Annotated in this window: 19 protein-coding genes and 1 rRNA gene; 13 read left to right on the top strand and 7 right to left on the bottom strand. The window is 72.4% G+C overall.

Annotated elements, in window-relative coordinates; genetic code table 11:
• Nucleotides 1–2: 2 nt before the first annotated feature.
• Nucleotides 3–170, bottom strand: coding sequence for a hypothetical protein (locus ACF07N_RS27955; RefSeq protein ID WP_383335947.1), 168 nt, complete (start codon nt 168–170; stop codon nt 3–5).
• A gap of 91 nt (nt 171–261) precedes the next feature.
• Nucleotides 262–1,113 (bottom strand): hypothetical protein, encoded by an 852-nt coding sequence (locus ACF07N_RS27960; RefSeq protein WP_392118009.1) that lies wholly within the window; start codon nt 1,111–1,113, stop codon nt 262–264.
• A 137-nt stretch (nt 1,114–1,250) separates the two neighbouring features.
• Here ACF07N_RS27960 and ACF07N_RS27965 point away from each other — a divergent pair, with 137 nt between their 5' ends.
• Together ACF07N_RS27965 and ACF07N_RS27970 are read left to right on the top strand one after the other, a co-directional pair.
• Nucleotides 1,251–1,421, top strand: a complete 171-nt coding sequence (locus ACF07N_RS27965; RefSeq protein ID WP_392118012.1) for a hypothetical protein — start codon at nt 1,251–1,253, stop codon at nt 1,419–1,421.
• A 66-nt stretch (nt 1,422–1,487) separates the two neighbouring features.
• A complete protein-coding gene (locus ACF07N_RS27970; protein WP_392118015.1) occupies nt 1,488–3,023 on the top strand; it encodes an FAD-binding oxidoreductase in 1,536 nt (511 codons plus the stop codon).
• Nucleotides 3,024–3,068: 45 nt separating this feature from the next.
• Here the strand turns inward: ACF07N_RS27970 and ACF07N_RS27975 are convergent, their stop codons facing one another.
• The 3 genes from ACF07N_RS27975 to ACF07N_RS27985 form a co-directional block, all read right to left on the bottom strand.
• On the bottom strand, nt 3,069–3,770 hold the full coding sequence (locus tag ACF07N_RS27975; protein WP_383335928.1) for a phosphatase PAP2 family protein: 702 nt from the start codon (nt 3,768–3,770) through the stop codon (nt 3,069–3,071).
• 245 nt (nt 3,771–4,015) lie between these two features.
• A complete protein-coding gene (locus ACF07N_RS27980) occupies nt 4,016–5,017 on the bottom strand; it encodes an NlpC/P60 family protein (protein ID WP_383335929.1) in 1,002 nt (333 codons plus the stop codon).
• A gap of 459 nt (nt 5,018–5,476) precedes the next feature.
• Nucleotides 5,477–6,412: an oxidoreductase gene (locus tag ACF07N_RS27985; RefSeq protein WP_383335930.1), complete on the bottom strand. Its 936-nt coding sequence runs from the start codon at nt 6,410–6,412 to the stop codon at nt 5,477–5,479.
• 89 nt (nt 6,413–6,501) lie between these two features.
• Between ACF07N_RS27985 and ACF07N_RS27990 the strand changes: the two genes are divergently transcribed.
• The 7 genes from ACF07N_RS27990 to ACF07N_RS28020 all read left to right on the top strand — a co-directional run bounded on the left by ACF07N_RS27990 (nt 6,502) and on the right by ACF07N_RS28020 (nt 14,823).
• Complete coding sequence (locus ACF07N_RS27990) at nt 6,502–7,104, top strand: TetR/AcrR family transcriptional regulator (RefSeq protein WP_392118019.1); 603 nt, start codon at nt 6,502–6,504, stop codon at nt 7,102–7,104.
• Between the two features lie 391 nt (nt 7,105–7,495).
• Nucleotides 7,496–7,804 (top strand): hypothetical protein, encoded by a 309-nt coding sequence (locus ACF07N_RS27995; protein WP_004000049.1) that lies wholly within the window; start codon nt 7,496–7,498, stop codon nt 7,802–7,804.
• A 187-nt stretch (nt 7,805–7,991) separates the two neighbouring features.
• Entirely contained in the window at nt 7,992–8,828 is an 837-nt protein-coding gene (locus ACF07N_RS28000; RefSeq protein WP_392118022.1) for a hypothetical protein, read from the top strand.
• Nucleotides 8,818–10,158: a hypothetical protein gene (locus ACF07N_RS28005; RefSeq protein WP_392118024.1), complete on the top strand. Its 1,341-nt coding sequence runs from the start codon at nt 8,818–8,820 to the stop codon at nt 10,156–10,158. Before ACF07N_RS28000 ends, ACF07N_RS28005 begins: the two co-directional genes overlap by 11 nt.
• Nucleotides 10,155–11,711: an SCO6880 family protein gene (locus ACF07N_RS28010; protein WP_383335934.1), complete on the top strand. Its 1,557-nt coding sequence runs from the start codon at nt 10,155–10,157 to the stop codon at nt 11,709–11,711. Before ACF07N_RS28005 ends, ACF07N_RS28010 begins: the two co-directional genes overlap by 4 nt.
• 6 nt (nt 11,712–11,717) lie before the next feature.
• Nucleotides 11,718–13,127: an ATP-binding protein gene (locus ACF07N_RS28015; RefSeq protein WP_383335935.1), complete on the top strand. Its 1,410-nt coding sequence runs from the start codon at nt 11,718–11,720 to the stop codon at nt 13,125–13,127.
• A gap of 10 nt (nt 13,128–13,137) precedes the next feature.
• Nucleotides 13,138–14,823: a type IV secretory system conjugative DNA transfer family protein gene (locus ACF07N_RS28020; protein WP_392118028.1), complete on the top strand. Its 1,686-nt coding sequence runs from the start codon at nt 13,138–13,140 to the stop codon at nt 14,821–14,823.
• Here ACF07N_RS28020 and ACF07N_RS28025 read toward each other — a convergent pair.
• Entirely contained in the window at nt 14,812–15,381 is a 570-nt protein-coding gene (locus tag ACF07N_RS28025; protein WP_383335937.1) for a GNAT family N-acetyltransferase, read from the bottom strand. The genes ACF07N_RS28020 and ACF07N_RS28025 overlap by 12 nt on opposite strands.
• A gap of 94 nt (nt 15,382–15,475) precedes the next feature.
• On the opposite strand from ACF07N_RS28025, the gene ACF07N_RS28030 reads away from it, so the two are divergent.
• Genes ACF07N_RS28030 through ACF07N_RS28045 form a run of 4 tightly spaced genes read left to right on the top strand, consistent with a single transcriptional unit; the run spans nt 15,476 to nt 19,109 of the window.
• Nucleotides 15,476–16,396, top strand: a complete 921-nt coding sequence (locus ACF07N_RS28030; RefSeq protein ID WP_392118031.1) for an ABC transporter ATP-binding protein — start codon at nt 15,476–15,478, stop codon at nt 16,394–16,396.
• On the top strand, nt 16,393–17,172 hold the full coding sequence (locus tag ACF07N_RS28035) for an ABC transporter permease (protein WP_392118034.1): 780 nt from the start codon (nt 16,393–16,395) through the stop codon (nt 17,170–17,172). Before ACF07N_RS28030 ends, ACF07N_RS28035 begins: the two co-directional genes overlap by 4 nt.
• A 24-nt stretch (nt 17,173–17,196) precedes the next feature.
• Entirely contained in the window at nt 17,197–18,441 is a 1,245-nt protein-coding gene (locus tag ACF07N_RS28040) for a sensor histidine kinase (protein WP_392118036.1), read from the top strand.
• Nucleotides 18,438–19,109 carry a response regulator gene (locus ACF07N_RS28045; protein ID WP_392118039.1) on the top strand — a complete coding sequence of 224 codons (672 nt, stop codon included), beginning with the start codon at nt 18,438–18,440 and terminating at the stop codon, nt 19,107–19,109. The genes ACF07N_RS28040 and ACF07N_RS28045 overlap by 4 nt, the downstream gene beginning before the upstream one ends.
• Before the next feature lie 74 nt (nt 19,110–19,183).
• Here ACF07N_RS28045 and rrf read toward each other — a convergent pair.
• Nucleotides 19,184–19,264 (bottom strand): 5S ribosomal RNA (rrf, locus tag ACF07N_RS28050); the annotation flags it as partial.

Genomic DNA, 19,264 nt, shown 5'->3' on the forward strand with positions numbered 1-19,264 from the left:
GGTCAGCCCGCGGGGGCGTCCCGCTCCTCGGCCACTCGCAGCACCTCGTCGATGCTCGCCAGGCTGAGCCGTTCCTGGGCGGCCGAGGCCGCGATGATCAGCTCTCCGCACAGCTCGATCTCGGCGAGGGCCACGTGGTCCTGAACTGCCGTACCGCCGACCGGAGCCACGTGCATCACCTCATCTCTGCCGTCACCGGCTTCCTAGAGTAGGGAGCGGCCCACGCCCCGCGCATGGCACGGACGGGCTAGTTCACGCCGGTCACTGCTCGGCGATCCGGCCCGCGTAGATGTCCTCGTCGTCCGGCAGCCGGACTCGCGCCGGGGCCCCGAACTCGTAGAGCAGGGTCGTCGAGGCGACGGCGACCGGGCTCTTGCGCTGCCCGTTCACGAAGCTGAAGCGGTGGCGGACCTTGCGGACGCGCCCCTGGTCGTCGAGGTAGACGTCGAACGGGACCGCGGCCGTGGCGAACCCTTTCGCCGCCGCGCGCAGGGACGCCGCGTTGCCGTCCGACGCCCGTCTCGCGGCGTCCCCCAGGTCCGCCGTGCCCCGGTAGTGGCGCACGCCGGTGCCCGCGACCTCCGTGCGGCCCAGGTACGTCGCCGTCCGGGTGCCGCGCAGCACCTCCGCCGCGGCGAACGGGTCGGTGGCCCCGCCGGTGACCAGATTCCCGTCGGACAGGGTCCGGGTGTCCACCCGCACCCACTTGTCCGGGGGCACACCGGCGCCCCGGTTCTTCATGAACAGCGCACCCGGCGCGAGCAGTTCCGTGACGGTCCTGCCCCCTGCGGCTCCCGCGGGATCCTGCGGCAGCAGCACCCGCAGCCGCCCCAGCCGCCGGCGGTAGTCGTAGACCCCGGCGCCCCGGATGGTCACCCGGGTCCCCCCGGCCGCCATCTCCATCGACGTACGGGCCTTCGAACTCCCCGCCTCCACCAGCCGGTCCGCGGCCCGGTGCAGCAGCGCCACGGCGTCCCCGCCCCGGGAGTCCTCCGCGACGGCGTCCCCGCCCGCGCAGCCTCCCGCGCCCAGTCCCACTCCGGCCACGGCCGCGGCCGCGACGACCGCCGCACCCGTCCGCCCGCGCCGCCGATCCCGCTGCCGCCCAGTCATCGCCTGCCTACCCCCAGCCGGTACGTCCGTCACGGGCCCCCTCGTCGTTCCCCTTAACGACCGGTATGTTCCCCCGTCACGCGCGCCACGCCGTCCGGCATACGAACCGTTTACCCGCGCTGGGTACCGTTGTCGTCGTGGCGCAGCAGGACGGGCTGGAACTCACCCCCCACCTCCCGGAACACCGCACGACGACCATGGAGCAGGGCCGCTTCTGCAGGGCGGAGTGCTCCTGCGGCTGGCGCGGCCCGGCGAGACGGGCCAGAAGCCAGGCACGCACGGACGCTCAGAACCACCAGGCCGGCTGAGGCCGTTCCCGTGGAACCCGAGCCCCCGGCACCCCGTCTCCCACGACGGAACACCCGGGAGGTCCCATGGAACGGCGCACCGTCCTCACCGCCGGCACGGCAGCGATCGCCGCGGCGGCGACCCCCTTCGCCGCCGCCTGCACGGACGCGGAGCCCCGCTCCACGCCCACGGCGGCCACCAGGCGCACCCGCGCCGCCGCCGACTGGGCGGCCCTCGCCCGTGACCTCGACGGCCCCCTGATCCGTCCCGGCGACGCCGCCTGGGCGACCGCGCGGCAGCTCTACAACACCCGCTTCGACAGCCTGAAGCCGGCCGCCGTCGCCTACGTGGCCCACCCCGAGGACATCCGCACGGCCCTGGCCCACGCCCGCGGCCGCTCCCTGCGCGTGGCCATCCGCAACGGCGGCCACTCCTACGCCGGCTGGTCCTCCGGCGACGGCCGCCTGATCATCGACGTCTCGAAGCTCAACGGCGTCCGGGCATCCGGCACCACCGCCGTGGTCGGCGCCGGCGCCAAACTCATCGACGTCTACCGCGCCCTGGCCGCCAAGGGCGTCACCATCCCGGCCGGCTCCTGCCCCACCGTCGGCGTCTCCGGCCTCACCCTGGGCGGCGGTCACGGCGTGGTCTCCCGCGCCTACGGCCTGACCTGCGACAGCCTCACCCGGGCCACCCTGATCACCGCCGACGGCCGGCAGCTCACCGCCGACGCCCGGGAGAACAAGGACCTCTTCTGGGCCCTGCGCGGCGCCGGCAACGGCAACTTCGGCGTGGTGACCGAACTGCACTTCCGGACCCACCCCGCGCCGCAGGGCGTCTCGGCCTACCTGTCCTGGCCCTGGCCGAAGGCGGCGGCGGTGGTGAAGGCCTGGCAGGAGTGGGGACCGTCCCAGCCCGACGAGATCTGGTCGTCCCTGCATCTGGCGAGCGCCGCGGGCAGCACCCCGACCGTCTCCGTCGCGGCGTTCTCCCTCGGCACGTACGGCGAGCTGAAGAACGCCGTGGACCGCCTCGCCGACCGCGTCGGCGCCCCGGCCCGCAGCGTCTCCCTGAAGCGCCGCTCGTACGAGGAGTCCATGGAGGTGTACGCGGGCTGTTCCTCGTTCCCGACGGACGCCCAGTGCCATCTGCCCGGCTCGACCCCGGGCCGCTCACCGAAGGGCGCGCTCGGCCGGGAGACGTACGCGGCGGCCTCCGACTTCTTCGACCGCTCCCTGTCCGAGGCCGGCGTCCGCACGCTGCTGGCGCGGATCGCCTCGGTGCGCGGCGGCACGGGCAGCATCGCGCTCACGGCGCTCGGCGGAGCGGTCAACCGGGTCTCCCCGACGTCCACGGCCTTCGTGCACCGCCGCTCGCGCATGCTGGCGCAGTACATCGGCGCCTGGCGGGCGGGCACGAGCGGTGCGACGGCCCGCGAGTGGCTGGCCGAGGCCCACAGGGCGATGCGCCCGTACGCCTCGGGAGCGGCGTACCAGAACTACACGGACCCGACCCTGACGAACTGGCGCACGGCCTACTACGGAGACGCGGCGGCCCGCCTGAAGAAGCTGAAGAACCAGTACGACCCGGACCGCTTCTTCACGTATCCGCAGGCGCTCTGACCGGGCCGCCGGGCCCGCCCGGGTCCCGGTGCCCTGCGGGGCGGGTCAGGCGGCGAGGTCCCGCTCGGACGCCCGCTCGGTGCGGGACTCCGGGATCACGGTGTCCCGCCCGTCGGCCGCCCGCCCCCGGGCACGCACCAGCCGGCCCGCCCGGGGAGAGCGCTCCACCGCCTTCACCACGGGCGTCAGCAGGGCCATGGCCGGGGGCGACAGCAGCAGCGCAACGGCCGTGCCGAGCGCGAACCCGCCGATCACGTCGGTCGGGTAGTGCACGCCCATGTAGACCCGGATGAACCCGCCGAACAGGGCCAGCACGAGGGCGAACAGCCCGAACTTCCGGTTGGCGACGAAGAGTCCGACCGCCATCGCCATGACGAGCGTGGCGTGGTCGCTGACGAACGAGTAGTCGGTCTTGCCCTGGACCAGCACCTCCAGCCCCTGGTGGTCCAGGAACGGCCGGGGCCGTTCGACGAAGCCCCGTATCGGCACGTTCACCAGGACGGCCACGCCGGCCGCGAGCGGCGCCCAGATCAGCGCGGCGACGGTGGCCGCCGCGTCCTCGTCGCCCCGGCGCCGGACGGACCACCAGCACCCCACCACGAGCAGGACGATGGCGAGCAGCAGGCCGTACTCGCCCACGTACTCCATGACCCGGTCGAACCAGGCCGGCGCGTCCTTGGCCAGGCCATTGATGTCGTACAGCAGGTCGACGTCGGGGTTCGACCCGGAATCGGCGAGTCCAGCCATGGTGCTGCGGCCCCTTCGTCGTCTCTCCCGGCGCACCCGTGCGTGCGCCGCTCCTGCCACCCCCGTGGTTGTAGATCCGCTTCCGCTGCACGCGTGCGTGACACGTGCGTGTTGACGTCTGCTCGGCTACGTCACCAGGAACGCATGGTCCCCGTTGATACGTTCCACACTCCACCGAATGATCACGCAGACGTTACCGAAGAGAGATACGTCGTCGCAGCTCAGGGGGTGGGTTCACGCTCGGTTCACACCGTCGTGGGCAGCGCTTTCGCGCCATCTTCGGTGACTCTGGTGGCCCCGAAGTAGTCGGGGGTGTCGATCGGGTCGAACCGGATGACCGCGCCCGTGCGCGGCGCGTCGATCATGTACCCGCCGCCGACATAAATGCCGACATGCCGGATGGCCCGGGAATTGGTGAGGTCGTCCGAGAAGAACACCAGGTCTCCCGGCAGCAGTTCGTCCCGGGACGGGTGCGGCCCGGCGTTGTACTGGTCGTTGGCGACGCGCGGCAGCGTGATGCCCACACTCTTGTACGCGGCCTGGGTCAGACCGGAGCAGTCGAAGCGTCCGCCCTGCTCAGGGGTGCCGGTACCACCCCAGAGGTAGAGCGTGCCGAGCTTCTTCTGCGCGTACTCGATCGCGCCGGCCGCCTGCTGGGAGGGGTCGACCCGGCCGACGGGCGCGGCGAAGCTCTCGGAGAGGGTGGTGATCCGCTTCACGTAGTTCCGCGTCTCGCTGTACGGCGGCACGCCCCCGTACTTGATCACCGCGTAAGCGCCGGCGTTGTAGGCGGCCAGCATGTTTTCGGTCAGATTCCCGCCCACCTTCTTCACGTACGACGCGAGTTCGCAGTCGTACGAGGCGGCGGAGGGGATCGCGTCCTTCGGGTCCCACACGTCGCGGTCGCCGTCGCCGTCGCCGTCGATGCCGTGGGTGGCCCAGGTGCCGGGGATGAACTGCGCTATGCCCTGCGCGGCCGCGTGGCTCTGGGCCCTCGGGTTGAAGCCGCTCTCCTGGTACAGCTGAGCGGCGAGCAGGGCCGGGCTGATGGCGGGGCAGAGATTGCCCCACTTGGCGACGAGCGACGCGTACGCCGCGGGCACCGACCCCTTGGCCAGCGCCTTGGCCCCGCCGCCCACGCCGTTGACGATGTTCCCGGCGACGAGGTAGACGCCGATGACGAGCAGCATCACGAAGGCAAGCGCCGAGCTGATCGCAACACTCGCCACGATCCACGCCTTACGCACCGTCAACCGCCCCTCGCCGCCCAGGAGTCCGTCGCTCAGTGTAGAGGCGGCGGTCGCACACCGGAATGATCACGGGGAGGAGAGTCGGGGCGGAGTCGGGGCGGACGGGGGGAGGGAGGGGGCACGGCGGGCACGGGGTGGGCACGGTGGGCCTGCGGCGGGCGCGGGGTCGGCACGCCGGGGCTGCGGCAGATACGCCGGGCATCCGGCGCGCACAAGGGGGCACGCCGACGCTGCGGCGGGCACGGACTCGGCAGGACGGGGTTGCCGGGCACGGCGGGCCTGCGGCGGGCACAGGAGGCACGCCGGGCCCGGGCGGCACACGGGGCACGGTCGGTGCGCGGTGGGCACCGGGGGCGGCGGCGCGGGTGCGCGCGCAGGGCGCGCCGGGGCGGCGGCACGGGTGACCGGCGCGCGGAGGGGGGCACCGGCCCGTGCTCGCCGCCTCCCGGCGGGCGGTCACGCCTGCCGGGCCGCCTCACCCGCGCCCAGCGGGAAGCGCGTGCCCGTCAGCTCCTCCGACACCCGCCACAGCCGACGGGCCGTCAGCGGGTCGCTGGCGGCGCGGGAACGGCCGACCAGGGTCGGGGCCCCGCGCAGCTCGCCGAGGCTGTCGGGCCCGACGTAACTCGCGCCCGGCAGGTCCTGGGTCGCCGCGTAGAGCGTGGGCAGCGCGCCGGCCCGGTCGTCCTGGGCGAAGAACCGGTTGCCCAGGCGCATCAGGACGCGTGCCGCCGGGCTGGCCGCGTGGCTCTGCAGGTTGGTGGCGGCGTAGCCGGGGTGCGCGGCCAGGGCCCGGACCGTGGAGCCCGACGCGGTCAGACGGCGCTGGAGCTCCAGGGTGAAGAGCAGGTTGGCCAGCTTGGACCGGGCGTAGGCGCGCTGCGGGGTGTAGTCCGAGGCCGAGTCCAGGTCGTCGAAGACGATCCGCGCGCCGCCCCAGCGGTGGGCGCCCGAGGAGACGGTGACGACGCGGTCGGTGAGGTGCGGGAGCAGCAGGTTGGTCAGGGCGAAGTGCCCGAGATGGTTCGTGCCGAACTGCATCTCGAAGCCGTCCTTCGTGCGCTGCCGGGGCAGCATCATCACGCCGGCGTTGTTGACCAGCAGGTGCAGCGGCTCCCGCCAGGCGTCGGCGAAGGCCCGTACGGAGGACAGGTCGGCCAGGTCCAGCCGGCGCACCTCGGTGCTGCCCCGCACGGTGGCCGCCGCGGCCCGCCCGCGCTCCACGTCCCGCACGGCGAGGACGACGTGCGCCCCCGCCCGGGCCAGCGCGTCGGCCGCGGTCAGCCCGATGCCGCTGTTGGCGCCGGTCACGACGACGGTCCGCCCGGTGAGGTCGGGCAGGCGGTCCGCGTCGAACGTCTCGTTGCTCTGGATGTTCCGTGGGTCGGCCATGACCCGAATGTAGACGCCGCCAACAAAGCTGTCAATGACAACAATGATGGCGCCGCCAACAATGCTGACGCCGTCAACATCGAGTTACGATGGTGCGCATGCCGGACACCCGCCCCTACCACCACGGAGACCTGCGCTCCACCCTGCTCGCCGGTGCCGAGCGCACCCTGCGCGCGAAGGGGGCGGGCGCGCTCTCCCTGCGGGAACTGGCCCGCGAGGCCGGCGTGAGCCACGCCGCGCCCGGCCGCCACTTCAAGGACAAGCAGGCCCTGCTCGACGCCCTGGCGCTCAGCGGCTACGACCGGCTCGGCCGGGCCCTGGAGGACGCCGACGACCCCGCCCTGCCGCTGCAGCGGCGGCTCACCGCCCTCGCCCGCGCCTACCTCGCCTTCTCCATCGAGAACGCCGCGCTGCTGGAGCTGATGTACGCCCGCAAGCACGAGCCGGACACCTCGGAGCAGATGGCCGCTGCCGTCGACCGGACGGTGGGCTCGCTCGAACGGGTCATCGCCGACGCCCAGGAACGCGGCGAGATCGTCCCGGGCGACCCGCAGCGCCTCACCCTGCTGACCGGCGCCACCCTCCAGGGCGTCGCGTCCTTCGCCGCGTCCGGCGTGCTCGCCGCCGAGGCCGCCCTGGACGGCATCGAGGACCTCGTCCACCTGATGCTGCACGGCCTGCGGCCCCGCTGACACTCCGACAGCGCGCCGCCCGTCGCGCCGCGTTAGCCTTCACCCGGAGAACAACGGCGCGACCACTCACCCGACCAGCCGTCAGAAACCGTTCGGAAAGGTGAGAAAGGTCGCAGGAGGGCACAACGACGGAACCGCACACCAGGTTTCGCTCAGGCCTCATTGCCCGGCGTGACCTGCCGTGATACACAGAGTGACCATACGATCCTTCGTACACCGTCCGGCCTCCGCCCTTAGGCTCCAGCGCGGAACGGTGGCAAGGTATTCGTACGAAACCCGCCAATCAATGACGCCAAGTCGACATACGACAGTGTCATCGTCGGCGAGAATGAGGCTGACCTCTGCATGCCCGCAGAGGATGCGGAACTACCCAACAGGGGCGGTGACTTACATGCTCTTTGCGGCCGACAAGGGAGACATCAACACCATCATCGGCGGGATCGCTCCGGACTGGGGCCCCTTCGGCAGCCTGGGCAACGAAGCCAAGGTGATGATCGAGGTGGTGATGGCGGTGGCCATCCTGATCTGCCTGGGCATCGCCATCTGGGGTGCCGCCAAGCAGCGCATCGGAGCCACGGCCCTGCGGGACACCTTCAGCGCGGAGCAGGGCAAGGGCCTCATCATCGCCGGCCTCACCGGAGTCTTCATCATCGGCTCCCTCGGCACCCTCTTCACCATCGTGTACGGCATGGCCGTGTAGGCCGGGCGCCGTCCGCCCCGGCCGGACACGCCCGGCTCCCCTCCATCCCACCCGCCCGTCGTGCCCACCGGCTGAGGTTGCGTTTCCCTGATGTCGAGTCACCACACCGCGCCCGCGCGGGAACCAGCACGGCTACCGTCGTACGAGGAGTACGTGGATCCGTCCGACGTCGAGGGGGCGTACGCGCATGAGTCTCGGTGACGAGCGGGAGACCTCCGGCGGCTACGGCGGCACGGGCCAGACCCGCACCCGCCTCCCCGACACCGACACGGACCCCTACGGCACCCCCCGCCGCGCCCCCCGCTCCTCGTCCCGCAGCCTGGTGACGGTGGTGGGCGTGGTCGTCCTCCTCATCGCGGCGATCGCCTTCGCGAACAGGGGGGACGGCGGTTCGTCGTCCCCCGCGGACGGTGCCGGCACAGAGCCGGAGACGGCGGCGACGGCGCCCTCCGGCCAGCGCCCCGTCACGTCCAAGTCGGCCGCGGGCATCCCGACCGGCTTCGCCCAGGACCAGGAGGGCGCGGAGAGCGCGGCGGCCAACTACGCCGTGGTACTGGTCTCCGCCGACATCCTCAAGCCCGCGCGGCGGCCGGAGATCGTCCGCCAGGTGTTCGACGCCGGCAGAGTCGCCGAGCTGGAGAAGAACTTCGACCGGGTGTACGACAAGGCGTTCCTCGACAAGGTCGGCCTCGACGAGAACGGCGAGGCGCCGAAGGGCAGCACGTACGTCTCGCGCACCATGCCGGTCGGCACCAAGGCCACCGACTTCTCGGGCGGCACCGCGACCGTCGAGGTCTGGTGCACGGGCGTGTACGGGATGACGGGGGAAAGCTCGCAGAACCCTGTCACCAACGACTGGTTCACCATGACCCTGCGGTTGCGCTGGAGCGACGGCGACTGGAAGGTCGACAGCTTCTCCCAGAAGGAAGGCCCGGCGCCGGTCAACGGCGACAACAAGGTGTCGACGTCCGACGTCATCTCGAAGGCCGTCGAGGAGTTCGGAGGGTTCACGTATGCCCGGTAGCCCGCGCCGCGCGGTCAAGGTCGTCGCCACCCTCGCCGCCGCCCAGACCGCCGTGGTCCTGTTCGCCGCCAGAGCGGCCGCGGCCCCCACCCCGACGCCCACGCCCTCGCCTTCGCCCAGCAACGACAACTGCTCCCTGCTCTCTGGCAGGGCCAGGGAGATCTGCGAGGGCGACACCGGCAGCGGCGGAGGCGGCGGCGCCGACCGCCTCAGCCCCACCTCCACCCTCGACCCCCTCTCCTCCCTCGCCAAGGGCTGTGCCGACGCCGCCTCCTGGACCGTCGACAAGCTCAGTGACGCCGTGAAGGAGACCGCCAACGTCGACTTCACGAACCCCAAGTTCCTCCAGCAGTACGCCGTCGTCTTCGCCGCCTCGACCATCCTCACGCTGCTGCTCTGGCTCCTGGCCGTCGCCAAGCGAGCCGTCCGCGGCGTGCCCCTGACCACCGCCCTGTCCGAGGCCATCGGCTTCCTCTGGCTGACCGTGCTGGCCTCCGCCTTCACCCCGCTGATCCTCTACACCGTCGTCTCCGCCACCGACGGCATCACCGAGGTCCTCGCCAAGGCCACCGGCGACCAGACCGACGCCTTCTTCGGGACCTTCTCCGAGGCCCTCAAGAAGGGCGAGGACATCGGCGGCGGCCCCATCATGCTGATCGTCGTCTCCCTCGTCAGCATCCTCGCCGCCGGCGTGCTCTGGCTGGAACTCGTCATCCGCGCGGCCCTGCTCTACGTCGGCGCCCTCCTCGGCACCGTCGTCTACGCCGGCCTCGTCGACAAGAACCTGTGGGGCCACGTCCGCCGCTGGGCGGGCATCATGATCGCCGTCATCCTCATCAAGCCGGTGATCGTCATCGTGCTCGGCCTGGCCGGCGCCCTGTCCGCCGGCGACGGCCCCGACGCGTTCTCCGCCGTCGTCTCCGGCCTCGCCATCATCCTGCTCGCCATCTTCGCCAGCGCGATGATCTACCGTTTCGTCCCCGGCTTCGGCGACGAGATCGCCGGCTCCCGCAACAACCGCATCATGCAGGGCGCCGAGAGCAAGGCAGCGGCCGTCATCAGCTCCCCGGCGTCCCTGGTCGCGCAGGGCATCAAGACCCACAGCACCCGCGCCGACCACAACGGCGGAGGCAGCCAGTCCTCCGCCCCCCGCCCCAGCAACCCCGCATCCGGCGGGGTCGCCGCGCACAGCGCGCGCACCTCGAACGGCGGCGGCGGATCTGTCCCCTCCGCCGCACCCGCACCCCGTTCGAGCAGCCCCGTCAACACTCCGCACGCCAGCAGCACCCGCAACAGCAGTACCAATCGCACGGGAGGTGAAGGGCGTTGACGACCGAGTCCCACGTGTCCCATCCGGTCACGCCCCGCCGGACATATCTGATCGGCCGCGCCCGGCCGAACGCGATCATCGGCCGCAACCGCGAGACCGGCGAGATCGCCCTGATCGTCGTGGGCGCGTTCCTCGGCATGATGTGCGGGCTCCTCGTCCCGGTGCTGTCCCTGCGCATCGTGCTGCTGGCCGGCTTCCCGATGCTGGCGCTGGCCGCGGTCTACGTGCCGTACAAGCACCGCACCTTCTACAAGTGGTTCGAGATCAACCGCAGCTACAAGCGCACCCTCAAGCGGAACGCCACCTACCGCTCCACCGCCGTCGAGGCCGGCACCCGGCTCGACGGCCGCGAGATCGAGATCGGCCCGCCCCCCGGCATCGGCCGCATCACCTGGCTCTCCGCCCCCTTCGGACCCGACGAGATCGCCGTGCTCCTGCACGCCGACCGCAAGACCGTCACCGCCGCCATCGAGATCGAGGGCCCCGGCGTCGGCCTGCGCGACAGCGAGGACCAGGAGGCCCTCGTCGACCGCTTCGGCACGCTGCTCAAGCACGTGGCCAACGGCGACGGCTTCGTCACCCGCCTGCAGATGCTCGCCCGCACCCTCCCCGCCGACCCGGACGCCCACGCCAAGGACGTCGCCGTCCGCGGCGACGACAAGGCACCGCCGTGGCTGCAGGAGTCCTACGAGCAGCTCCAGTCGATGGTGTCGACCAGCAGCGAGCAGCACCGCGCCTACCTCGTCGCCTGCATGCACTACACCCGCGACCTCGCCGCCGAGGCCAACGCCATGGCCCGGGCCGCCCGCGCCCACGGCGGCAAGGTCGACCGCGACGCCGGACTCGCCGTCGTCATGGCCCGCGAGCTCACCGACATCTGCTCGCGCCTGCAGGAGGCCGACATCCGCGTCCGCCAGCCGCTCGGCCAGAGCCGGCTGTCCTCGCTGATCCACTCCATGTACGACCCGGACCACCCGATCGACCACATCCAGGCGATGACCAAGCGCAACGCCTGGCCGGCCGAGCTCGACGCCATGGAGCCCACCTACCTCCAGGCCAAGACCCGCGAGTCCTCCACCCGCGCCCCCTGGTGCCACGCCACCGCCTGGGTGAAGGAGTGGCCGATGACCCCCGTCGGCGTCAACTTCCTCGCCCCGCTCCTCGTCCACACCCCGGACGTCATCCGCACCGTCGCCGTCACCATGGACCTGGAACCCACCGAGGTCGCCATCGAGCGCATGCTCACGGAGAAGACCAACGACGAGGCCGAGGCGTCCCGCGCCGCCAAGATGAACCGCACCGTCGACCCGCGCGACGTGGCGGCCAACTCCCGGCTCGACCAGCGCGGCGAGGACCTCGCCAGCGGCGCCGCCGGCGTCAACCTCGTCGGCTACATCACCGTCAGCTCCCGCTCCCCCGAGGCCCTCGCGCGCGACAAGCGCACGATAAGGGCCTCGGCCGGAAAGTCGTACCTGAAGCTGGAATGGTGCGACCGCGAGCACCACCGCGCCTTCGTGAACACCCTTCCCTTCGCCACCGGCATCCGGAGGTAGGACCTCATGCGGGATCCGCTGTCCGTCCTCACCGAGGCCTTCACGTCCTTCCTCTTCGGGAAGGTCGAGACGACCCGGCTCCCGGTGCGCACGTCCACGGGCCAGGCCCAGGCGGTCTACCTCCCGACCGCCGCCCCCGGCCTCGGCGACTCCGGCGTCATCATCGGCCGCGAGGTGTACTCCGGCAAGGGCTACATCTACGACCCCTTCCAGCTCTACGGCCAGCAGCTGCCCGCCCCCCACTGGCTGGTCCTCGGGGAGTCCGGCAACGGCAAGTCGGCGCTGGAGAAGACGTACGTGCTGCGCCAGCTCCGCTTCAAGGACCGCCAGGTCGTCGTCCTGGACGCCCAGGGCGAGGACGGCGTCGGCGAGTGGAACCTCGTCGCCCAGGAGCTGGGGATAACTCCCATCCGCCTGGACCCGATGGCCGCCCTGGACCACGGCATCCGCCTCAACCCCCTCGACCCCGCGATCACGACCACGGGCCAGCTCGCGCTGCTCCGCACGATCATCGAGGTCGCGATGGGCCACGGCCTGGACGAACGCTCCGGCTTCGCCCTCAAGGTCGCCCACGCCTACGTCAACGAGACCATCGTCGAACGCCAGCCGGTCCTCTCCGACATCGTCGAGCGGCTGCGCCACCCCGAACCCGAGTCGGCCGAGGCGATGAACGTCGCCATAGACGACGTCCGCGCCTGGGGTCTCGACGTCGCCCTGGTCCTGGACCGCCTGGTCGACGGTGACCTGCGCGGCATGTTCGACGGCCCCACCACGGTCGGCATCGACCTCGACGCCCCGCTGATCGTGTTCGACCTGTCCCACATCGACCGCAACTCCATCGCCATGCCCATCCTCATGGCGATCGTCGGCGTGTGGCTGGAGCACACCTGGATCCGCCCCGACCGGAAGAAGCGCATCTTCCTCGTCGAGGAGGCCTGGCACATCATCAACAGCCCCTTCGTCGCGCAGCTGTTCCAGCGCCTGCTGAAGTTCGGCCGGCGCCTCGGCCTGTCCTTCGTCGCGGTCGTCCACCACCTCTCCGACGTGGTCGACGGCGCCGCCGCGAAGGAGGCGGCGGCGATCCTGAAGATGGCCTCGACCAGGACGATCTACGCCCAGAAAGCCGACGAGGCCAGGGCCACGGGACGGGTCCTCGGCCTGCCCCGCTGGGCGGTGGAGATCATCCCGACCCTCACCCCCGGCATCGCCGTCTGGGACGTCAACGGCAACGTGCAGGTCGTCAAACACCTGGTCACCGAGACCGAACGCCCCCTCGTCTTCACCGACCGCGCGATGACGGAGTCCTCCGCCGACCTCGCGGACGACGCCCTGCACGCCGCCGAGATCGAGGCCGAGGAGAGGGCCGCGGCCTTCGTGGAACACCACCTGGGCGACTCCGAGTCGACGGTGGCGTAGGAAGGCGCCCGTGAGACCCGACGACCGCCGCACCCAGCGGGACACCCAGGGCGGCATCCCCGACGGCCTGCTGGTCGGCATACTCGCGTTCCTCCTCGGCATGACCCTGCTGGTGTGGACGGCCACCGGCCTGGCCGGCCTGTTCGCGCACGGCGCCTGGCCCTCCGGCGTCACCTTCGTCCACACGCCCCTGGCCATGCGCCACCTCGTCGCCCAGCCCCACGACATCCCCGGCGCCTGGCCCGCCACACCCCCCGGAGACCTCTCCGGCTACGGCCTGTTCTGGGGCCTGTTCATCGGCCAGCTGATGGTCCTGCTGGTCCTGACGGTGTTCGTGATGGGCACGCTGGCCCGCTGGAGAGCGGGCCGGGCACGCCGCCGCCTGGAGCAGGCGGCAGCGGCGGAACGGCCGGCCCCCACCCCGTACGCACCCGGCACCGCACCGCGCCACGACCGGCACGACTTGCACGACCGGCACGACTTGCACGACCCCGCGCAGCACGAGGCCCCCACGACGGCCCGGCACGCGACGCCCGGCCCGGCGCACCACGACGCCCCGCCGGCCCAGCACCTGACGCCGCCCCTGGCGAAGCACGACGGGGCTCCGGCACCACACCCCACCCCCGCCGCGGCCCAGCACGACCTCCCCACCCCCCGCCGCGCCGCCCCCGACCCCGCACCCGTCCCGGAGCCGGCCTCGCCCCTGGCCCCCACCCCGGCGGCCCCACCCGCCACCCCGGCCTTCCTGTTCGGCCAGGCACGGGCGGGCGGCTGGGAGAAGATCCTCGTGGCCCCCAAGGAAACCCGCCGCACCACCGCGGCCCAGGCCGTACGGGACGCGGAGGGCCCCGCCCTCGTCGTCACCTCCAACCCCACCGTCTGGCAGGACACCAAGGACGCCCGGGCGAAGCTCGGCCCCACCCACCTCTACGACCCCGCCCACCTCTGCAACACCCCGTCCCGCCTCCACTGGTCCCCCACCAGCGGCTGCGAGGACCCACGGACCGCAGCGGCACGAGCCACCGCCCTGCTCACGCCCGTACGCCCCACCGCCAAACTCGACCAGGCCGTCACCGACACGGCCACCACGCTCCTGCGCAGCTACCTGCACGCCGCAGCCATCGACGGCCGCACCGTCCGCCACGTCCACCGCTGGTCCCAGGGCACCCAGATCCAGGACGCCGTCCGCATCCTGCGCACCAGCCCCAAGGCCGCCCCCGGCTCGGCGGGCGAACTCGAAGGCGCCCTGACCGCCCACCCCGAACGACGGGACATGGCCCAGCAGTTGACCACCCGCGCCCTGGCCGCGCTCTCCACGGTCAACATCCGCGAGGCCTGCACCCCCAACCGAACCGACGCCCTCGCCCTGGATTCCTTCGTCCACGAAGGGGGCACGCTGTATGTGGTCGGTGAATCCATCGAGGACCCCAGGACCAACCCGGGCGCGATGCCCTTCCTGACGGCCCTCGTCTCCAGCGTGGTCGAGCGCGGCCGGCGCATGGCCGAACGGTCATCCTCCGGTCGCCTCGACCCACCACTGACCCTCGTCCTCGACGACGTCGCGGCCGTGGCCCCGCTGCCCCAGCTCCCGGAGCTGCTGGCCACCGGAGCCGAGCGGGGCCTGCCGACGCTGGCCCTGCTCCGCTCCCGCGAGCAGGGCCGCGCCCGCTGGCCGCACGACGAACTACCGGTCTGAGAACGCCCCCGCCGCCGAGCCCCGCTCCAGCACGAACTCCAGCTCCCGCTCCCCGGACTCCCCCAGCGGCACGGTCACCCCGCTCGGCACGAACCCCACCCGCCGGTAGAACCGCTGCGCCCGCCCGTTCTCCTCGTGCACGATGAGCCGCACCCGCTCCAGGCCCCGCCCCCAGGACCACTCCAGGGCCGCGTCGAACAACACCTCGGTCAGCCCGCTCCCGCGCTCCTCGGGCCGCACGAACACACCGACGAGATGCCCCTGCTTCCGCTCCACCGGAAAGCCCGCCCAGTCGGTCGTCCCCGGCTCCTCCACGAGCACCGTCACGCTCGCCACCCACCGCCCGTCCGGCCCCTCGGCGATGATCTGCTGCCGCGCGTCCGCCCCCTCGGCGGCACCCGCCGTCCGCTCCCGCCAGAAGGCATCGGGCCGGGCCACGGCCTCCTCGTACGTCTCCAGGAAGGCCAGGTGCGCCACCGGATCACGCAGCGCCGCGAGCCGCAACTCCTTCACCGCAGGCCACTCGTCAGCACGGACGGACCGGATCACATAACTCATGCCGGCCACCGTAGTACCCGGGTACGACACCCCTCACCCCGACAACCACCGCCGGTCCGACGCCCACCGCCCCCGCGCCCACGAGCATCGAACCATGCTGACCGCACACGAACTGACCAAACGCTACGGCGACCGCACCGTCGTCACGGACCTGTCCTTCTCCGTCCGGCCCGGCACCGTCACCGGCTTCCTCGGACCCAACGGCGCCGGCAAGTCCACGACCATGCGCATGCTCCTCGGCCTGGACGCCCCCACCCGCGGCCACGCCACCGTGAACGGCCGCCCCTACGCCGCCCACCCCGCGCCCCTCACCGAGGTCGGCGCCCTGCTGGAGGCCCGCTCGGTCCACCCCGGCCGCACCGCCTACCACCACCTGCGCGCCCTCGCCCACACCCACGGCATCCCCGGCAGCCGGGTCGAGCACGTCCTCGGCCTCACCGGCCTCACCGACGTCGCCCACCGCCGCGTCAAGGGCTTCTCCCTCGGCATGGGACAGCGCCTCGGCATCGCCGCCGCCCTCCTCGGCGACCCGGCCGTGCTTCTCCTCGACGAGCCGGTCAACGGCCTCGACCCCGAGGGCGTGCTGTGGATCCGCACCCTGCTCAAGTCCCTGGCCGCGGAGGGCCGCACGGTCTTCGTCTCCTCCCACCTGATGAGCGAGATGGCCCTCACCGCCGAACACCTCGTCATCATCGGCCGCGGCCGCCTCCTCGCCGACACCACGGTCGGCGACTTCGTCCGCGACTCCGGCGCCGGCACCACCAAGGTCGTCACCCCGGAAGCCGCGGCCCTCGCACGCCTCCTGACCGCGCCCGGCGTCGACATCACCAGCGACACCCCCGGCACCCTCCAGGTCCGCGGCACCGACGCCGAACACATCGGCCGCACCGCGGCCGCCCACGGCATCCCCCTCTACGAACTGACCCCCGGCTCCGCCTCCCTGGAGGAGGCCTTCATGGACCTCACCCGTGACGCGCTGGAGTACCCCGCGACCCTCGAAGGAGCAACGGCATGACCACGGCCCCCCTCCCCTACCGCGTGACCCCCGCCCGCGTCCTGCGCTGCGAGTGGCACAAGCTCCGCACCCTGCGCTCCACCTGGATCACCCTCGCCGTCACCGGCCTCCTGACCGCCGCGATGGGCGCGGGCCTCGGCGCCGCCTACGACGGCTCAGGCGAAGGCGGCATGGACCCCGTCATGTTCACCCTCCTCGGCACCCAGTTCGCCACGATCAACCTGGGCGTCCTGGGCATCCTCGCCACCGCCGGCGAGTACTCCACCGGCCAGATCCGCGCCACCCTGACCGCCGTCCCGCGCCGCCTGCCCGTGCTGTACTCCAAGGCCGCCGTCCTGGCCGCGATCGCCCTCCCCCTCACCCTGGCGACGAACCTGCTCACCTTCCCCCTCGCCCAGTCCTTCCTCGACGGCACCGACCTGTCCGCCTCCCTCGGCGACCCCGGCGTCCTGCGCGCCCTCGCGGGCAACGCCGCCGGCCTCACCCTGCTCGCCGTCCTCGCCCTCGCCGTCGGCGCCCTGCTCCGCTCCGTCCCGACGGCCATCGGCGCCTACATCGGCCTGATCATGATCCTCCCGGAGGTCCTCGCGATGCTCCCCTACGACGCCGTCGACACCGCCGTCCGCTACTTCCCCGGCAAGGCCCTGGAAGCCCTCGGCACAGCCCGGACCATGCCCGGAGCGGCCTCCCCCGGCAGTGCCCTGCTCGCCCTGTCGCTGTGGACGGCGACGACCCTGGCCCTGGCCGCGTGGGTCCTGCGCCGCCGGGACGTCTGACGCCCGGCCCCACGAACCCTCACCATGGACCCCGTGACGACGGAAGACCGGGCGCCGGAGCCCCTCACCGAGTACGCCCACCGCCTCACCCGCCGGGTGCGGGCCTTCGACCGCCGCCATCCACTGCTGTGGGACCTGCACTTCGCCGGCTTCTGGATGACGGCCGCCCTGATCGACTACATCGGCGGCGGCTGGCAGCACAACGCCCACCGCCAGGACGTGCCCGGCTGGCTCCTCCTCACCCTCAGCCTCGGCTTCTCGCTCCCCCTGCTCTGGCGCCGCACCCACCCGGGGACGGTCCTGGCCGCTCTGGCGCCCCTGGCCCTGGTCAACGCCTGGACGGGCGCCGCCCTCCAGGCCTCCCTGCTCCAGCTGGTCCTCGTCTACCACCTGGCCCTGCGCCGCCCCCTGCGCCACCTGTGGTGGGCCACGGCCCTGCTCCTCATCCCGGTCCTCGTCTCGGTCCTCCGGCACGGCGAGGGCAGCTGGGACCAGCAGATCGGCTCCCAGCTGATGTCCGTCACGGTGGCCGCCCTCATCGGCGTCACGGTCCGTACCCGCCGCACCTACACCGAGGCCCTGGAGGACCGCGCCCGCCGCCTGGAGAGGGAACGCGACCAGCAGGCCCAGCTCGCCACCGCCGCCGAACGCGCCCGCATCGCCCGCGAGATGCACGACATCATCGGCCACAACCTGTCCGTCATCACCGGCCTCGCGGACGGCGGCCGGTACGCGGCCGGGAAGTCCCCCGAGCGTGCCGCCCAGGCCCTGGACGCCATCGCCACGACCAGCCGCCAGGCCCTCACCGAACTCCGCCGCCTCCTGGACGTCCTGCGCGAGGAGGAACGGGAGCAGGCGCACCTGACTCCCCAGCCCGGTCTTGCGGACCTCGACGACCTCCTGGACGGCGTCCGCTCCGCCGGCCTCCCCGTCCACCTGAACACCCACGGCACTCCCACGCTCCCCGCCGGCCGCCAGCTCACCGTCTACCGCGTCGTCCAGGAAGCCCTCACCAACACCCTCAAGCACGCGGGCCCGGACGCCACCGCGGAGATAGACCTCCGCTACGCCGACAAGGCCGCCGTCACCGTCACCATCACGGACACGGGCCACAGCGACCTCACCGGCCCCCCGCCCGCCGGACGCGGACTACCGGGAATGCGCGAGCGAACCGCGCTGTACGGCGGCACACTTGAGGCCGGCCCCCGCCCCGGCCCCGACCAGGGCTGGCGCGTCCGCCTACACCTCCCGGAGGAAACCCCGCAGTGACCACGGTCCTCATCGCCGACGACCAGCCCCTGCAACGCTTCGGCTCCCGCATGCTGCTGGAGAGCCAGGACGACATGACGGTGGTCGGCGAGGCGGCGAACGGCAGCGAGGCCGTCCGCATGAGCGCCGACCTCCATCCCGACGTCGTCCTCATGGACATCCGCATGCCCGGCCTGGACGGCATCGAGGCGACCCGCCGCATCACCGCGGCCGGGGACCGCACCCGCATCCTGATCGTCACGACCTTCGACCTGGACGAGTACGCCTACGCCGGCCTCCGCGCGGGCGCGTCCGGCTTCCTCGTGAAGGACGCCCAGCCCGAGGAACTCCTGGCGGGCATCCGCGCGGTCGCCACGGGCGACGCGGTAGTGGCCCCGAGCCTCACCCGCCGCCTCCTGGACGCCTACGTCCATCACCTGCCGGCCGACCCCTCCACGAAGCCGGTCCCGCAGGAGGATCCCCGCCTCGCCTCCCTGACGGACCGGGAACGCGAGATCCTCACGGTCATCGGCCAGGGCTGGACGAACACGGAGATAGCGGCCCGCCTGCACCTGGCCGAGTCGACGGTGAAGACCCACGTGGGCCGCATCCTCGCCAAGACCGGCTCCCGCGACCGCATCCAGGCGGTCATCCTGGCCTACGACACGAAGCTGGTGCAGCCGTCGTAAAGAAGAACCACAGAAGAACCACCGGAAACGCGAAAAGGCCCACACCATAAGGTGTGGGCCTTTTCCCAATGATTGTTCGGCGGCGTCCTACTCTCCCACAGGGTCCCCCCTGCAGTACCATCGGCGCTGTAAGGCTTAGCTTCCGGGTTCGGAAT

The organism is Streptomyces sp. NPDC015242, from assembly GCF_043079125.1.
GTDB lineage: Bacteria > Actinomycetota > Actinomycetes > Streptomycetales > Streptomycetaceae > Streptomyces.

Coding starts and splice junctions, on each gene's coding strand:
- ACF07N_RS27960 (WP_392118009.1), bottom strand. CDS start 1,113: ATGACTGGGCGGCAGCGGGATCGGCGGCGCGGGCGGACGGGTGCGGCG.
- ACF07N_RS27970 (WP_392118015.1), top strand. CDS start 1,488: ATGGAACGGCGCACCGTCCTCACCGCCGGCACGGCAGCGATCGCCGCG.
- ACF07N_RS27975 (WP_383335928.1), bottom strand. CDS start 3,770: ATGGCTGGACTCGCCGATTCCGGGTCGAACCCCGACGTCGACCTGCTG.
- ACF07N_RS27985 (WP_383335930.1), bottom strand. CDS start 6,412: ATGGCCGACCCACGGAACATCCAGAGCAACGAGACGTTCGACGCGGAC.
- ACF07N_RS27990 (WP_392118019.1), top strand. CDS start 6,502: ATGGTGCGCATGCCGGACACCCGCCCCTACCACCACGGAGACCTGCGC.
- ACF07N_RS27995 (WP_004000049.1), top strand. CDS start 7,496: ATGCTCTTTGCGGCCGACAAGGGAGACATCAACACCATCATCGGCGGG.
- ACF07N_RS28000 (WP_392118022.1), top strand. CDS start 7,992: ATGAGTCTCGGTGACGAGCGGGAGACCTCCGGCGGCTACGGCGGCACG.
- ACF07N_RS28005 (WP_392118024.1), top strand. CDS start 8,818: ATGCCCGGTAGCCCGCGCCGCGCGGTCAAGGTCGTCGCCACCCTCGCC.
- ACF07N_RS28015 (WP_383335935.1), top strand. CDS start 11,718: ATGCGGGATCCGCTGTCCGTCCTCACCGAGGCCTTCACGTCCTTCCTC.
- ACF07N_RS28025 (WP_383335937.1), bottom strand. CDS start 15,381: ATGAGTTATGTGATCCGGTCCGTCCGTGCTGACGAGTGGCCTGCGGTG.
- ACF07N_RS28030 (WP_392118031.1), top strand. CDS start 15,476: ATGCTGACCGCACACGAACTGACCAAACGCTACGGCGACCGCACCGTC.
- ACF07N_RS28035 (WP_392118034.1), top strand. CDS start 16,393: ATGACCACGGCCCCCCTCCCCTACCGCGTGACCCCCGCCCGCGTCCTG.
- ACF07N_RS28040 (WP_392118036.1), top strand. CDS start 17,197: ATGGACCCCGTGACGACGGAAGACCGGGCGCCGGAGCCCCTCACCGAG.